The 14,959-nt window shown below is 69.5% G+C and carries 10 protein-coding genes; 2 read left to right on the top strand and 8 right to left on the bottom strand.

The genetic code is table 11. The annotated features are described in order from the left end of the window. Nucleotides 1-8 precede the first annotated feature (8 nt). Nucleotides 9-1,010 carry a hypothetical protein gene (locus P2T65_RS01415; RefSeq protein WP_055457595.1) on the top strand — a complete coding sequence of 334 codons (1,002 nt, stop codon included), beginning with the start codon at nt 9-11 and terminating at the stop codon, nt 1,008-1,010. Here P2T65_RS01415 and P2T65_RS01410 read toward each other — a convergent pair. The 3 genes from P2T65_RS01410 to P2T65_RS01400 all read right to left on the bottom strand — a co-directional run bounded on the left by P2T65_RS01410 (nt 1,004) and on the right by P2T65_RS01400 (nt 8,210). Next, nucleotides 1,004-5,311, bottom strand: a complete 4,308-nt coding sequence (locus P2T65_RS01410) for a translocation/assembly module TamB domain-containing protein (RefSeq protein WP_276199065.1) — start codon at nt 5,309-5,311, stop codon at nt 1,004-1,006. The two genes, P2T65_RS01415 and P2T65_RS01410, sit on opposite strands and share 7 nt — an antisense overlap. Continuing rightward, on the bottom strand, nt 5,311-7,290 hold the full coding sequence (locus P2T65_RS01405; protein ID WP_276199064.1) for an autotransporter assembly complex family protein: 1,980 nt from the start codon (nt 7,288-7,290) through the stop codon (nt 5,311-5,313). Before P2T65_RS01405 ends, P2T65_RS01410 begins: the two co-directional genes overlap by 1 nt. A gap of 203 nt (nt 7,291-7,493) precedes the next feature. Further along, nucleotides 7,494-8,210, bottom strand: a complete 717-nt coding sequence (locus P2T65_RS01400) for a ribonuclease activity regulator RraA (RefSeq protein ID WP_055457906.1) — start codon at nt 8,208-8,210, stop codon at nt 7,494-7,496. Nucleotides 8,211-8,429: 219 nt separating this feature from the next. On the opposite strand from P2T65_RS01400, the gene P2T65_RS01395 reads away from it, so the two are divergent. Beyond that, on the top strand, nt 8,430-9,647 hold the full coding sequence (locus tag P2T65_RS01395) for a urate hydroxylase PuuD (RefSeq protein ID WP_276199182.1): 1,218 nt from the start codon (nt 8,430-8,432) through the stop codon (nt 9,645-9,647). Nucleotides 9,648-9,727: 80 nt separating this feature from the next. Here P2T65_RS01395 and P2T65_RS01390 read toward each other — a convergent pair whose 3' ends face one another. From P2T65_RS01390 to P2T65_RS01370, 5 genes are all read right to left on the bottom strand, one after another. Next, nucleotides 9,728-10,777 (bottom strand): endonuclease/exonuclease/phosphatase family protein, encoded by a 1,050-nt coding sequence (locus P2T65_RS01390; protein WP_055457599.1) that lies wholly within the window; start codon nt 10,775-10,777, stop codon nt 9,728-9,730. A gap of 252 nt (nt 10,778-11,029) precedes the next feature. Beyond that, nucleotides 11,030-11,953 carry a sugar phosphate isomerase/epimerase gene (locus tag P2T65_RS01385; protein WP_245280438.1) on the bottom strand — a complete coding sequence of 308 codons (924 nt, stop codon included), beginning with the start codon at nt 11,951-11,953 and terminating at the stop codon, nt 11,030-11,032. A 27-nt stretch (nt 11,954-11,980) separates the two neighbouring features. Further along, nucleotides 11,981-13,093, bottom strand: a complete 1,113-nt coding sequence (ugpC, locus tag P2T65_RS01380; RefSeq protein WP_055457907.1) for a sn-glycerol-3-phosphate ABC transporter ATP-binding protein UgpC — start codon at nt 13,091-13,093, stop codon at nt 11,981-11,983. A 14-nt stretch (nt 13,094-13,107) separates the two neighbouring features. Beyond that, nucleotides 13,108-14,028, bottom strand: coding sequence for an ABC transporter permease subunit (locus P2T65_RS01375; RefSeq protein ID WP_071924092.1), 921 nt, complete (start codon nt 14,026-14,028; stop codon nt 13,108-13,110). Between the two features lie 10 nt (nt 14,029-14,038). Further along, nucleotides 14,039-14,929 carry an ABC transporter permease subunit gene (locus P2T65_RS01370; protein WP_276199063.1) on the bottom strand — a complete coding sequence of 297 codons (891 nt, stop codon included), beginning with the start codon at nt 14,927-14,929 and terminating at the stop codon, nt 14,039-14,041. Nucleotides 14,930-14,959 lie beyond the last annotated feature (30 nt).

The following is a 14,959-nucleotide window of genomic DNA, read 5'->3' as shown; positions in this document are numbered from 1 at the left end:
GACAACGCATGTCGAGAACCATTTGGGGCCTGCTCGCCGCAGGCCTTCTTGCCGCCGCCATACCATACGCCAGCGCCGCCGAACTCGCCGCCCGTGTCGACAACGACAGCGAGCCCGTGCTGTGCGCCGAAAAGGACAACGTCAGCCTCACCTTCGCCAATCCGGCCGTGAAGCACTTCCGTATCCAGGCGGTCCACCCAGTCTATCTCGGCATGCTCGACACCGACCGCTGGGCAGCCGACTGGACGAGCTGCGACATGACGGGCGACCCCGTGCATGTGGCCGAGCCGCGCCGGGTCACCTTCTATGAGGCGCCCGACCTTTGGCTGGTCGGCTATACCTATCCGTCCTTCTGGCGGCCCAACGATGTGCCGGTGCGCGTCGGCAATCGTGTCGAGCACGGCCTGCATCTCATCCAGGTCTGGGTGCGCTACAAGGAACGGGCCGAGGAAGTGCTCGTGCTCTACCCGCCGGACGGCTACTGGCGGGCTCGCCCGATACCGCCCGGCGACATGCGCTGGACGGCCTACGGCAGTTCCTTCCTCGTCGGCCCCGTCAAGGACGAGGGGCGCCCGGTGGTGGCGCTGAAGGACATTGCCTTCGATCCCGCGACGCGGACCTTCACGCTCGCCTTCGCCGACGGCGGCGAGGGCAAGGTCCGGCTCGCGGCCCTCGACGAGGAGCATCTCGCGCTCGATGTCTCCTTCTCCGGCGCCCTGCCGCAAGAAAGGCCTTTCGCAGCCTTGCGCTCCATGTATGTGATGGAGGCCAATGCCGACACGGCGCGCGTCGCCTGGCGCGCGCCCGGCGCCAAGGGGTGGGACGAATCCCCCGTCATGACCTTCCCGGGCGGCGAGGCGACGGAGCTGTGGACCGGACGCGTCGTGCCTTCGCGCCACAATACCAGCGCGCCGGACCTGATCTTCGGGCGCTTCTCGGACGTCCCGCCCAAGCCGGACAAGCGGGATACTGCTCCCAGGGAGGCCACGAGCACGCCGCTCGCTCAGTAGTCCCATTCCATGCCGATGCCGACGGCGCTCGAGCCGTCGGCTCCCGCCTCGCCCTGCAGCTTGATGCGGTCGGTGATGTCGATGTCGACGGTCACACGGCTCGAGTCCGGCGTCGCGCCCTGCTTGACGCCGAGATAGATGTTGTCGTCGATGCGCTTGCCGATGCCAACGGCCACATTGCCGCGAACGTCGGTGTCGATGTCGACCGCATCAACGCCGAGCGAGCGGCTGAGGTCGTCGAGCACCCGGTTGCCGCCGGCGAACTGCGCCACCGCCTGCGCCAGTTGCAGCGCCTGACCGGCCGTCAGGTTGCCTGACGGCTTGCCGAAGAGAAGCCGGGCCAGTACCTCGTCCTGCGGCAGCTCGGGCGAGGAGGAGAAGCGCAGGTCCGGACGCGAGGCGATGCCGTCGACGGCGACACGCGCCGTCACGTCACCTGCCGGCGCCTCGGCCACGAAGTCGATCTGCGGATCGAGCGTGCCGGGGAAGGTGACGTTGCCGCGCGTGAAGGTGAGGCGCCGGCCGAGAACCTGGAAGGTGCCGCGGCGCATGGTGAAGCCGCCGTCGACGATCGGATTCGACGACGTGCCGCGGATCGTGAGCGTGCCGCCGAGTTCGGCATTGATGCCCTGGCCGCGCACCAACACGCGCCCCGACGAGGCGTCCACCGTGATGTCGAGTGCGGCGTTGAAGGCCCCGCCCGCGGCGCGCGCCCGCCGCTCCCGCTCGGCCCTGGCGCGCTCGGCGACGCGCGGCGGCGCATTCCTGTGCCGCACCTCGATCGGCGTCACGGACGGCGGCAGGCGGTCCGGCACGAAGATCTGCAGGTTCTCGACCGTCACGCGGCCTGAAACACGTGGGGTCGTGGCCATGGGGCCGGAGACCGCGAGGTCGAGGCCGACGACGGCATTGGTCGTATCGTTGGAGATGAGCTGGGCATTCGTCGCCCGCAGGGTGATGTTGCCCGGAAAGCCTGCGGCCGGATCGAGCGCGATGCGCCCGCTGCCGGTGATCGCGCCGCCGTTGCGCGCCCGCGCCGTGAGGCTCTGGATGACGAGCTCGCGCTCGGAGCCGGTGATCGTCGCATTGATGTCGGCGAGGAGGACGCCGTTGACGACGTCCTCGAAACGGCCGCCGACGAGGCGCACCGTGCCCTGCGCCCGCGGCGCGGCCATGGTACCGGTGAGGCGCAGGTCCGCCGTGGCCGAGCCGGCATAGCGCTGGCCGTCGCCGGCTGCGAGCCGGTTGGCGATGGCAAGGTCGATGCGGCCGGCGACGGTGAGGTCGAGGTTGCCGTCTGGGGTCGTCGGCAGTGAGCCGGTGATGCGGATCGGCGCCTCCGATATGCCGCGCACCGAGGCGTCGATCCCCGCCCGGCCGTCCGCCAGCGTCCCGCTCGCCTCGATGGCGAGCGGCGTCAGGCCGGCGTCGCGGATCTGCGGCATGGTGAAGCCGCTGACCGACAGCCGGTAACGCCCGTCGGGCCGGGTCGCGGTGCCGGAGATCTGCGCCTCGCCCGACAGCTGGCCGGCAAGGCCCAGGCCCGGCTCGGCGAGTTCGGCGACGGTGAGCGGCAGGTTGCGGGCCGTGACGGCAAGATCGAGACGCTCGCCGGCCGAGCCGGAGACCTGGAGCGAGCCGCCGTTGGCATTGACCGTGAAATCGCGGATCGTGACCGCCCCGCCGCGCAGGGTGAACGCCGCCCCGCGGGCGACGGTGACGCGCTGGGCGCCGCGCGAGGCACTGGCGCTGTCCAGCGTCACGACCGTCTCGTCCGGGCGCATGGCGACCTGCGCGGTGGCGGCGACATCGACCCCGCGCACGACGCCGTTAAGGACGAGGCGCGTCGCCTCGCGCGTCCCTTCCGCCGAGATCTCCGCCCGCGGCATGTCCACGCCCGCAACCGCGAGCCTCTCGAGCGCGACCTTGCCGTCGGCCACGAACTGGCCGAGCAGGTCGCGCACGCGCACGTCGACGTCGGCCACAGCAAGCGAAGCGCCGAAGCCCGCGAAATCGGACACGCGCCCCTTGGCGGCAAGGTTCTGGCGGCCGGCCTCGACAGACAGGGTCAGGTCGAGGTCGACCGCGCCGGCCATCTCCATCAGCAGCAGCGGGGCAATATCGCCGAGGTCGGCGGCGCGCAGCGTCAGCCGGCCGCTCGCCAGCGAAGCCGGGGTGATGGCGAGCGCACCCTGCGCACGGACGGAGCCGAGGCCAATGTCGAGATCCGACACTGCCACCACCCCTGCGGCATCACGCGCGAAGCGACCGCTGCCCGCCGCCGGCTTGCCGTCCACGCTGCCCGACAGCGTGAGTTGGCCTGTGGCAGCGCCCGTGACATCCTGGGCCTCGATGACGGCCGTCAGCCGCTCGATCGGCCGGCCGAGCGCTCTCGCCTCGTCGATGGTCAGGCGCAGGCGCGCAGCGAGCGCATCGAGCGAGCCGGTCAGCGTGGCCTCCACATTGCCGCGTCCGGTGAGGCGCGCATCGAGCTGCGACAGGTCCGGCAGGTCGAGCTTGGCCGTGACATTGGCCCGGTTCGCCGTTGCCGAGCCGTCGGCGATGAGGCCGACATGGGCGCCCGAGACGGAGAAGCGCTCGAAGCCGAAGCTGCCGTCCGCATTGCGGCGGAAACCGCCGGACAGCCGGACATTGCGGCCGAGAAGGCCGTCGGCCTGCGCGACACCCGTCGCGAGGTCGCGCGCCATGCCGTTGAGCGTCACCGCGAGCCGCGTCAGGTCGAAGCTCGCGGAGACATCCCCGGTGAGCGCCACGACGCCGGCGAGCGGCTGGTCCGTGAAGGCGCGCAGCGCCGCAAGGTCGGCTCGCTCCACATTGACCTTGCCATCCACCGCATCGCTCGTGACGGTGCCGGAGAAGGTCGCGGCCAGCGGCGCCAGATCGAGCCGAAGGGCGGCGATATCGGCACCGCTCAGCGTGGCGGTGCCGTTCGCGGTCAGGCGCGCCTCATCGCCGATGACTCCGGCCAGTTCGGGCGCCTGCGGCGCGAGCCCCGAGAGATCGGCCGTGGCGTCGAAGGCAAAGCGCGTGTCCGGCTGCAACGGCGGTCCCAGCGCCTCGGCCTTGAGACCGATGACGGCGCGGCCGATGGCGTTCCCCACAATCGACAGGGCGTTGCCGGTGGCGGACAGGTCGAGCCTGGGTCGCGACAGCGGCCCCTCCACCGTCGCCGTCACCTCGAGGCCCTGCCAGGACAGCGCGACCGGCGCGAGCGCTGCATAGGGCATGGCCGACGGCAGGGAGAGGACGAGGCGGCCGCTCACGGCATCGCGGGCCTCGTCGAGGGCACCGGAGCCCGTCACGCGGCCGCCGGCGCCTTCGGCGAAGATCTCGCCGATCTCGATGCGCCCGTTGTCGAATCGTTTTCCCCGTGCCCGCAGCGTGGCCTCGCCGGTGGCGAGGGGTGCATAGCGGTCCGGCAGCAAGGCGGCGATGTCGGCCATGCCGTCGAGGGCGAGCACACGGCCGTCGTCGTCGCGCGTGATCGTCGCGGTGGCCCGTGCTTCGGCGCTCGCGCCGAGCGTCAGCACGAGGTCTCCGCGCCAGTCGTCGAGCGGGCCGTCGCCGCGCAGGGTGAAGTCGAGCGGCGGCAACTCCGGCAGGTTCGCAAGGCGCGAGACGATGCCGCCGGCGGGCTCCGCCGCCCTGAGGTCGACGACGAGCTGCTGGGTGTCAGGCACGAAGCGCAGAGTGCCGTCGACGGTGGCGGCGACCCCGTCCGTTCGCCGGACGGCGATCTCGCCGGACAGCCCGTCGGCCGGATCGACGAGCCGCGCGTTGCCGCTGACGGCGAGTTGCACCGGCTCCCCGATGAGCGCCTCGCCGAGGGCGATCTCATCGACGGCGAGCTGCTCGACGATGACGCCGACCGGCAGCCGCGGCAGGCCGGCGCTTTCGGCCGCCGGCTCGGTGCCGGGAACGGGCGGGCGGGTCACGGCGAGGCGCCCGGCCTCCACCGCCGTCACTTCGACCACCCCCGAGAGCAGCGACAGCGGCCGCCAGGCGAGACGCGCGCGGTCCAGCGTCAGCCACACACCGTCGCGATCGGCGACAGAGACGTCGCTCACGGTCATGTCGAAAGGCACCGGGCCGTCGAGCCGGCCAATCGCGAGACGCATGTCGGGGCTGCTCGCCAGGGTCTCGACGAGCCGCACGAGTTGTGCGCGGCCGGCATCGGTGCGCGTCAGGAGCACGGCAGCCAGGACGACGAGGGCGACCGCCCCGACGATGGTGAGGAGAATGGCGCGGGCGACGCGGCCCGCCTTGCTCGAGCGGCGCATCAGAAAGCCTGCCCCAGGCTGATGTAGAGGCCGAAGGGCGGGTCGCCCCTCTCCCTGTTGAGGCCACGGGCGATGTCGAGCCTCAGCGGCCCGATGGCGGTATAGTAGCGCAGGCCGATGCCCGCCGAATAGCGCATGGGTTCGTCGAAATCGGGATAGCTCGAACGATAGGCCATGCCCGCATCGACGAAGGGCACGATGCCGATCGTGTCCGTCACCTTCATGCGCAGCTCGGCCGAGGCCTCCAGCAGGCTGCGCCCGCCGATGGGTTGGCCGAAGACGTTCTTCGGCCCGAGGCTCTGGTAGTCGTAGCCGCGCACCGACCCGCCGCCGCCGGCATAGAACCGGCGTGGCGGCGGGATGTCGCCGAGATCGGCCCCGATGAGGCTGCCGAACCCGACACGTCCCGCGAGCACGAAGCGCTCTTCGGCGTCGATCGGCCAGTAGCCGGAGAGGCTGGTCTTGACCATGGTCATATCGACGGTCGAGCCGAGGAAACTGGTGAACGGTTCCACCGTGACCGAGGCGCGGATGCCACGCTTCGGGTCGAGCTTGTCGTTGGTGTTGTCGTAGTCGACCTGCACAGGCACGCCGACGAGCGTGTACCAGCGGCCGGTATCGAAATCGGTATCGTAGCCGCGCAGGTATTTGGCACGCTCGATATCGAGGCCGATCTGACCCGACCATTCCCTAGTGAAACGCCGCTTGAGGGCGATGGCGCCGAGGAAGCCTTGGCGGGAATAGCTCTCCGTCACCTCGCGCAGGTAGGCCGCCTGCACGACGAGGTCGTCCTTCGCCGTGATGATGCCCGGCTTGGTGAAGGTGGCGCCGAAGCGGTAGCCGAGCTTGTTCTGCCACTCGGCCTTCTTGCCGGTCACGCCGATCGTGTTGATGTCGGTGCCCGACACCTGGGCGTCGAGGCGCAGCCGCTCGGCTCCGCCGAAGAGGTTGCGGTGCCCCCAATAGGCGTTGATGCCCGGCCCCTCGGTCGTCGAATATTTCGCGCCGAAGCCGATGAAGCGCCGCGCCCGCTCCTGCACCTCGATGGCGATGGGCAGGGTGCCGTCGGAATCGAGCGCATCGCCCTCGCGGATGCGCACCGAGCTGAAGACGTCGTATTCGCCGAGGTCGCGCCTCAGATCGGCCAGAGGCTCGGGCGAGAAGAGGTCTCCGGTCTTGAACGGCACCCGGTCTTCGACGAAGGAAGGGTCGAGCCGCTCGGTGCCCTGGACCGTCACCCGGCCGAAACGCGCCTTGCGCCCGGGCGCGACGAAGAAGGTCACGTCCATCGTGCGGGTCGCGTGGTCGACCACCGCCTCCCGCCGCGGCACGGCGGCGAAGGCGTAGCCTTCTTCTCGCAGGGCCGCGACGATGGCCCGCTCGCCGGCGAGCACGGCCGCGCTCTGGGCCGGCTCTCCCGGCACGAGCTTGGCCGCGGCCCAGCCGGCGGGCGGCGCGAGGGGCCGCCCCGTCGCTTCATCGACGACGGCAAGGCGCGAGAAGGTGAAGCGCGGCCCGAAGGTGATCGTGACGCGCACCGGCACCGAGCCGCGGGTGCGGATGGCATCGATGCGCTGCGGGGCCTGCGGCGAGGATACGTCGACGCCCGCCACAGTGATGTCGATGCGCGGCTGGTAATAGCCGAAGGCCGACAGTGCGCCGAGGAGTTGCTGCTTGTCGCCCTCGGCGCGCCTTTGCAGGCCGACGCCGCCCGAGGGTGGGTCGTTCTTCAGCTTCTCGAGGTTGGACAGTTCCTTCAGCCGGTCGCCGAGATCCTCGGTGTCGCCGCGGAAATCGAAGGTGACGTCGTAGGTGACCGGGTCGGGAACGGGAAAGGCCGGCCCATCCTCCTTCTCCTCAGTACCGAAGAGGCGCGCGAAGAAGCCGGGCCGTTCACCGGCCTGCGCCTCGGCCACCGTGAGGACGAGCACGATCGCAGTGCCGGCGGCGAACCAGCCGCACCACGGCGAACGGCCCATGCCGCCCCTCTCGTCCTGTGGCAACCGGATAAGCAATACGTCGCAGCCGCTTCGGCAGCCTCCTTCGCCTCCCTCAGTCCGCTATACCCGCCGGATTGCGCCGTTATCGAGGCATAAAGCCCGGCTGGACGGCAGCACGCGCATATTCCAGGGTATTCTGCACAATATCGTGCAGAATTCGCTAACGATGCTGGGCGCTCAGTTCACCCCTCGCCGCCGTTCGCCGCCAGAAAGGCCTCATAGCGGGCCTTGTTGGCCTCGTTCGGCGGATAGAGGCCCGGCAGCGCGGCGCCGCTCTCGACCTCCCGCATGATCCAGCCTTCCAGCCGCTCCTGTGCCACGGCGGCCTTGACCACGTCGTCGAGCAGCGCGCGGGGAATGAGCACCGCCCCGTCGTCGTCCGCCACCACCACATCGTCGGGGAAGACCGCGACGCCGCCGCAGGCGACCGGCTCCTGCCAGCCGACGAAGGTGAGGCCTGCGACGGACGGTGGCGCGGCCGCGCCCTGGCACCACACCTTGAGGCCTGTGCCGAGCACTCCGGCCAGATCGCGGACGACACCGTCGGTGACGAGGGCGGCGACGCCCCGCTTCTGCATGCGCGCACACAGGATATCGCCGAAGATGCCGGCATCGGTGACGCCCATGGCATCGACCACGGCCACCGCTCCTTCCGGCATCGCCTCGATGGCGGCGCGGGTGGAGGTGGGGGAGGACCAGGATTCCGGCGTCGCGAGATCCTCCCGCGCCGGCACGAAGCGCAGCGTGAAGGCGGGGCCGACGACGCGCTTCTGACCCGGCACGAGCGGACGCGTGCCGCGCATCCACACATTGCGCAGCCCCTTCTTGAGGAGAACGGTGGTCAGCGTGGCGGTGGAGACTTCGGCGAGGGCGGCGGCAACGGCGGGGTCGAGGCTCATGGCGGTCCTGTGCAGCTTCGCGAGGCCCGGCGTGCGGCGGGCGGGAGCGCGAGTCATAGGCCGGGCAGGAGCCTCCAGGCAACCACCGCAGCTCCGCACCGGATGCAGGGCGATCCACGCACGCCCGGCGTCGGAGGCAACGGAACCGCGCTTGCCGAGCTGGCATGCCCCATGCAGGCTGATGCCGCCCCGCCGGACGGGCGGGCGATTCACCGGGAGCTGGGCATGGGGGCAATCGTCTGGGAATGGCTCAATTTCGGCGTGCGCTGGCTGCACGTCATCGCCGGCATCGCCTGGATCGGCTCGTCATTCTATTTCGTGCACCTCGACCTCAGCCTCAAGCCACGTGAGGGCCTGCCGAAGGAAGCCTATGGCGAGGCCTGGCAGGTGCACGGCGGCGGCTTCTACAACATGGTGAAATATCTCGTCGCGCCGCAATCGATGCCGGACGAGCTGACCTGGTTCAAATGGGAGGCCTATACCACCTGGCTCTCCGGCGCAGCGCTGATGGTGCTCGTCTATTACATGGGCGCCGAGCTCTATCTCATCGATGCCGACGTCCTGCCCCTGCCCGCCCGGGCGGCAATCGCCCTCTCCGTGGGCGGCCTCGCGCTCGGCTGGCTCATCTATGACGGCCTGTGCCGCTCGCCACTCGGCCGCAACGACACCCATCTCGCCCTCGCCGGCTTCGTCTTCCTCGTCGCGCTCGCCTACGGCTTCGGCCTCGTCTTCTCCGGGCGCGGCGCCTTCATGCAGATGGGCGCGCTCATCGGCACGATGATGGTGGCGAACGTCTTCCTCGTCATCATCCCCAACCAGCGCAAGGTGGTGGCGGCGCTGATCGCCGGCGAGACGCCGGACCCCACCCTCGGCGCTAAGGGCAAGCAGCGCTCGCTGCACAACAACTACCTGACGCTGCCGGTCGTCTTCGTCATGATCGGCAATCACTATCCGCTCGCCTTCGCCACGCAATATGCCTGGGCCATCCTCGCCTCGATCATCGTCATGGGCGCGCTCATCCGCCATTTCTTCAACACCATGCACAAGACAGGCGAGATGAAGACGTGGCCGTGGTTCGCCTCCGCCCTGCTCCTCCTCCTCGTCATGTTCCTGAGTGCGCTCGGGCCGAAAGGCCCCCTGCGCGGCACGATGGATGCAGCCGGGCCCGCGGGGCCGGTCACCTTCGCCCGCGTGGAGGAGATCGTCACCAGCCGCTGCAGCATGTGCCACGCGATGGAGCCGGTGTGGGACGGCGTCGTCGTGCCGCCGAAGAACGTGCTCCTGGAAACGGGTGACGAGATCCGCCTGCGCGCCCACGACATCGCCATGCAGGCCGCCTTCACCGGCGCCATGCCGCCCGGCAACGTCACGCAGATGACGCCCGAAGAACGTGCGGTGCTGGCGCGCTGGTTCGAGGGTGGTGCGGCGGGGCAGTAAGACCGGCGGCAATCACGCACGGCTGTCTCGCATGCACACACCAGTTCCCTCGCCCCGCCTGCGGCGGAGAGGGTGGAAATTCACCCCTGCCGCGGGCGGACGTCGGCCACGACGAGGTCGTGGTCGGAGATGGCGTTGCCGGCCGCATCGACCGCCGGCACCGTTGCCGGATCGGCCACGGCGACGCCGCGGCAGAACAGCCAGTCGAGCCGGGTAAACGGCGCCTCGGGCGTGCCGTCCGGCCGCGTGCGCAGGCTGACATGGCGCGTGTTGCAGGTCTCCCAGGCAAAGCCTGCGGCTCGCATCTCGGCAAAGAGCGGCTCGGCCTCCTCGACGGCTTCGAGCGGCAGTTCCGCGCCGGCCGGGCCGACGGGCAGCGCATTGGTGTTGAGGTCCCCGCCGATGACGACGGGCACCCCCAGCGCCATATCCTCCAACGCGGCGAGCAGCCGCCGCACCTGGGCTGCGCGGTCCGCGGCGTCGCTGTTGCTTTCGAGGTGGACGGACACGGCGAGCAACTCGCCCGCCGCCCCCGCGACGCGGGCCGCGATCGCCATGCGCCCACCGAGCCGCCGCTGTCCGACCTCGGCCCCCGCGAACCACCGCCCGCCCTCGTCGAGGCGGATCACCGCCACGTCACGGAACGGCAGCCGCGACAGGATGGCATTGCCGTGCAGGCCGACCGCATTGGTCTGCCCCGCGTGCCAGACGCGCTCGCGCGTGTCGCCGAGCCCGAGTTCGACGAATTCCGTACCGAAGACGTAGCCCATGCCGAGCGCATCGGCGAGGAGCCGCACGGTGTGGACATTGCCCGAGCGCGCCATGCCGATGTCCATCTCCGACAGGAGGACGACATCGGCATCGACCTGCCGGAGCAGCACGACGGACGCCTCGTGATACTTGCAGCGCTCCGCATTCCAGGCCGCGATGCGCAGCGTCGCGGCGCCCCCCGTGACCGCCGCCACGGGCCGCATCTCGATGGCGTTGAGCGCCTGCAGGTTCGCGGCGATTCGGTCATGCTCCGCCTGGACGGCCGGCACGCGCCGGGCCTCGTCCAGGATGCCGTAGCCCGGCCCGCGCAGTTCGGCGGTCGTCGCGGTGACGAGACGCTCAAGGGTGGTGATGGTCATGATGGGATCACTTTCGGCGAGCTGTTACCGCAAAGCGCGGCACACCGGCTGATATCGGCTCTGGCGCGTCCTTATCGTCCGAGCGCATGCGTCGCACGGTATTTCCCAAAAGCAGACGCCATGGCAAGCGAACCGCCCGTCATGGCCGGGCTCGTCCTGGCCATCCACGCCTGGCGACTTGCGCGGCTTTCAAGGCGGGGATGCCCGCGAGGAGCGCGGGCATGACGGCAGGTGGTACCGCCCCTCACCACTTCACGCGGCGACGGCGGCCTTCTCGTCGGCGAGGGCGGCAAGGCCGCGGGCGCGGGCGAGGCAGGCCGGCAGTTCCGGTTCGAAGCGCTCGGTGATCTCCATGATCATGGTCGTGCCCGCCGGAAAAGTAAGTTCCGCGAAGATCTCCTCCCACGGGATGTCGCCCCAGCCAAGCGGCATGTGCAGGTCGCCGATGCCGAGCGCCATCGCCTCGCCCGGGTGGAAGAAGCGCGTCATCGTATAGGGGCGGCCGAAGGAATCGTGCACGTGCAGGTGGCCGGCCACGGGCGCCATGGCGCGGATCTCCGCCCGCCAGTCGAGGCCGCGGCGCTTCGATTCGATATAGGCGTGGCTGAAGTCGATCAGCGCGCAGAGGTTCGGATGGCCGATGGCGGCCACCGTCGCGGCAACCTCGGACGGCGTCTGGCGGTATTCGTCGTCGCCCATGGCGAAGATGTTCTCGAGCGCGATGCGCACGCCATAGCCGCGGGCAACCTCGGCCATCTCGGCGAGCGCCTCGCGCTCCATGGCATCGACGAGACCCATCTCGCCGCGCGTCTTCATGGGCGCCATGCCGGAGTGGTGCACGAGGACGCTCGCCCCGACGCGGTCGCACAGCTCGAGCATCGCCCGCATCGCCGCCTTCTGGTACGGCAGGTTGACCATATCCATGAAGTTCGAGCAGACGAGGCCGTGCACCGTATAGCCGAGCTTGTAGCGCTTGGTGATCTCGACGAGCCTGCCGATCCGCTCGGGCAGCACGCGCCCGCCGGAGACGAGGTCCTCGCTGTAGAGCGACAGTTCGGCGATGTCGGCGCCGAGGTCCGCATGGCGGGCGAGCGCCCGCTCCAGCACGGAAAGGTCGCCGGTGCCGTTGCCCGTGCAGAAGCCGACGCCGGCGATGATGTTGCTTGCTTGCGACATGATGCGTTCCATCCTCCTCGCGAATTGTCAGGCAGCGGCGACCGCCGCGCGGCTCGTCTCGACGCTCTCGGCAAGGCCGAGGCGCAGCCCCGTCTCGCCGTCGAAGAAATGCAGGCTCTGGGGCAGGAGCTTGAGGCCGACGCGCTCGCCCGGGGCGAGATCCGTCTCCTCCGACAAGGTCACGGCGAAGGGCAGGCCGTCGATGTCGGTGTAGACGACCCGGCCGGCGCCGAGTTCCTCCACGAAATCGACCGTCGCCGGCAGGGCACCGGGGCTGTCGGCGGCAACGAGTTCCACCTGCTCCGGCCGCACGCCGAGCGCCACCGGCCGGCCGGCATGGGCGCGGGCGAACGGCCATTCGACGGCGACGCGCCGGCCGTCGAAGGTGAAGCTGTCGGCAGCCATTGTGCCGTCGATGAAATTCATGGCGGGAGCGCCGATGAAGGCGCCGACGAAGCGGGTGCGCGGCCGATGGTAGACCTCGGCCGGGGCGCCCACCTGCTCGACGCGACCGCCGTTCATGACAACGAGGGTATCGGCCAGCGTCATCGCCTCCACCTGGTCATGCGTGACGAAGACCGAGGTCGCCGCGAGGCGCTTGTGCAGGCGGCGAATCTCGGCACGCATCTGCACCCTGAGCTTGGCGTCGAGGTTCGACAAGGGCTCGTCGAACAGGAACACCTTGGGCTCGCGCACGATGGCGCGGCCCATGGCGACGCGCTGGCGCTGGCCGCCCGAGAGCTCGCCCGGCCGGCGGCTGAGGTAGTTCTCGAGGCCGACCACGCGCGCCACCTCGGCGACGCGCCGCTCGCGCTCCGCCTTCGGCACGCCGGCGACCCTGAGCGCATAGCCGATGTTGCCGGCGACGCTCATATGCGGATAGAGCGCGTAGTTCTGGAACACCATGGCGCAGCCGCGCTCGCGCGGCTCCAGCCGGTTGACGACCTTGTCGCCGATACGGATCTCGCCCGCCGTGATCTCCTCGAGCCCGGCGATCATGCGCAGCAGGGTCGACTTGCCGCAGCCGGACGGGCCGAGAATGACGACGAAAGCGCCGTCCGCGAATTCGAGATCGACCCCGTGCACCACCTCCCTCTTGCCGTAGGCCTTGCGCACGTTGCGGATGGAAATGCTGGACATGTCCTTGAGCTCCGTCACTTCTCGGTGGCGATGAGGCCGCGCACGAACCAGCGCTGCATCAGCGCCACGACCACGACCGGCGGCAGCATGACGATGAGCGCCGCCGCCATGGCGACGTTCCAGTCCGGCAGGCCGCCGTAGGGGTTGGGCACCATCTGCTTGAGCGCGATGATGGCGGTGCCGTAGGTGCCCCGGTCCGTGGTGACGAGCAGCGGCCACAGGTACTGATTCCAGGCGTAGACGAACATGATGGTGGCGAGCGCCAGCATGTTGGTGCGCGACAGCGGCATCAGGATCTCGACGAAGAAGCGGAAGGCCCCTGCCCCATCCATCTTCGCGGCTTCCGCGAGTTCGTCCGGCACCGTCATGAAGAACTGGCGATAGAGGAAGGTGCCGGTGGCAGTAGCGACCAGCGGCAGGATGAGCCCGACATAGGAGTTGAGCAGGTTCCACTGCAGCGACACCTGGAAGCCGGACAGGACGGCGATAAGCGCGCTGATGCCAGTGACATCGAGGATCGCCTGCAGCGGCGCGAGCGCGTTGGCCGCGATCGCATAGGTCGGCACGATGCGCACCTCTAGCGGCAGCATGAGCGTGACGAAGATGACCCAGAAGAAGATCGTCCTCAGGCGGTAGTTGAAATAGACGATGGAGAAGGCGCTGAGCGCCGCGATCATCACCTTGCCCAGGGTGACGCCCGTCGCAAGAATGAAGCTGTTGGCGAGCTTGGTGCCGAAGTCTCCCCGCTGCCAGGCCGCGCCGAGATTGGTAAGAAGCTCGTCGCCGAGGGCGAAGCTGAAGGGAATGCGGTTGACCGCCTCGACAGTCTGCGTCGCCGCCGTGAAGGCCATCCACACCGGCAAGAGCACGACGAGGAGCCCGCCGAGCATGATGGCGTAAGTGACGGCATTGAAGATGGGGGTGCGCTCGATCATCTCGCCCGCCTCACTTGTAGTGCACGCGCCGCTCCACCCAGCGGAACTGGATGAAGGTGAGCACCATGACGAGCAGCATGAGGATGATGCTCTGGGCCGCGGCGCCCGAATAGTCTAGGGCTTTGAAGCCGTCGGAATAGATCTTGTAGACGAGGAGGTTGGTCGCGTTGGCCGGCCCGCCCTCGGTGAGGATGTCGACGATGCCGAAGCTGTCTGCGCCGACGAAGCTCTCGGTGAGATTGATGACGAGCAGGAATAAGAAGGTCGGCGTCAGCAGCGGCAGCTGGATGTCGAGCATGCGCCTGAGCGGCCCGGCGCCGTCCATGGCGCTCGCCTCCGTCAGTGCCCGCGGGATCGACTGCAGCGCCGCAAGCAGGAAGATGAAGTTGTAGCCGATCCACTTCCACGCGAAGCACAGGACGACGAGCGTCATCGCCTGGGCGCCGTTGATCGACGGATTCCAGAGCCCCGGCCACCACTGGTTGACGAAGGCGACGAGCCCCGTCTCGGGCGCGAAGATGAAGCGGAAGGCGAGGCTCACGGCCGGCGCCGCAACGGCATAGGGCCACACGTAGAAGGAGCGAAAGCTCTTCGAGCCGCGCAGCTGCCGGTCGACGAAGAGGGCGAGCACCAGAGCCTGGGCGAGCGCCAGCGCCGTGGCCGCAAAGGCGAAGACGCAACTCGCCGCGACCGACGACCAGTATTTGGCGTCGTTCAGCACGGCGCTGAAATTCTCGAGGCCAACCCACTGGTTGCCGCCGCCCCAGGGCATCTCCAGCGTGAAGGCCCAGTAGAGCGCGGCACCCGTCGGCCAGTAGAAGAAGACGAAGACGAGCAGCAGCTGCGGCAGGATGAGCAGGTAGGCGAGGCTGCCGGCCCTGAAGACGGCGCGCTTTTCCATCGGATCGGCTCCGGAGGCTCGACGCGGGAC

This window comes from Chelatococcus sp. XZ-Ab1 (genome assembly GCF_029309855.1).
Classification (GTDB): Bacteria; Pseudomonadota; Alphaproteobacteria; order Rhizobiales; family Beijerinckiaceae; genus Chelatococcus_A; species Chelatococcus_A sambhunathii.
This window is presented reverse-complemented; position numbering and strand designations above follow the sequence as displayed.

Bases quoted from the DNA above. Each gene is read 5' to 3' on its own strand.
- P2T65_RS01390 (WP_055457599.1), bottom strand. From the start codon at position 10,777: ATGACCATCACCACCCTTGAGCGTCTCGTCACCGCGACGACCGCCGAA.
- P2T65_RS01375 (WP_071924092.1), bottom strand. From the start codon at position 14,028: ATGATCGAGCGCACCCCCATCTTCAATGCCGTCACTTACGCCATCATG.
- P2T65_RS01385 (WP_245280438.1), bottom strand. From the start codon at position 11,953: ATGTCGCAAGCAAGCAACATCATCGCCGGCGTCGGCTTCTGCACGGGC.
- P2T65_RS01370 (WP_276199063.1), bottom strand. From the start codon at position 14,929: ATGGAAAAGCGCGCCGTCTTCAGGGCCGGCAGCCTCGCCTACCTGCTC.
- P2T65_RS01415 (WP_055457595.1), top strand. From the start codon at position 9: ATGTCGAGAACCATTTGGGGCCTGCTCGCCGCAGGCCTTCTTGCCGCC.
- P2T65_RS01410 (WP_276199065.1), bottom strand. From the start codon at position 5,311: ATGCGCCGCTCGAGCAAGGCGGGCCGCGTCGCCCGCGCCATTCTCCTC.
- ugpC (WP_055457907.1), bottom strand. From the start codon at position 13,093: ATGTCCAGCATTTCCATCCGCAACGTGCGCAAGGCCTACGGCAAGAGG.
- P2T65_RS01400 (WP_055457906.1), bottom strand. From the start codon at position 8,210: ATGAGCCTCGACCCCGCCGTTGCCGCCGCCCTCGCCGAAGTCTCCACC.
- P2T65_RS01405 (WP_276199064.1), bottom strand. From the start codon at position 7,290: ATGGGCCGTTCGCCGTGGTGCGGCTGGTTCGCCGCCGGCACTGCGATC.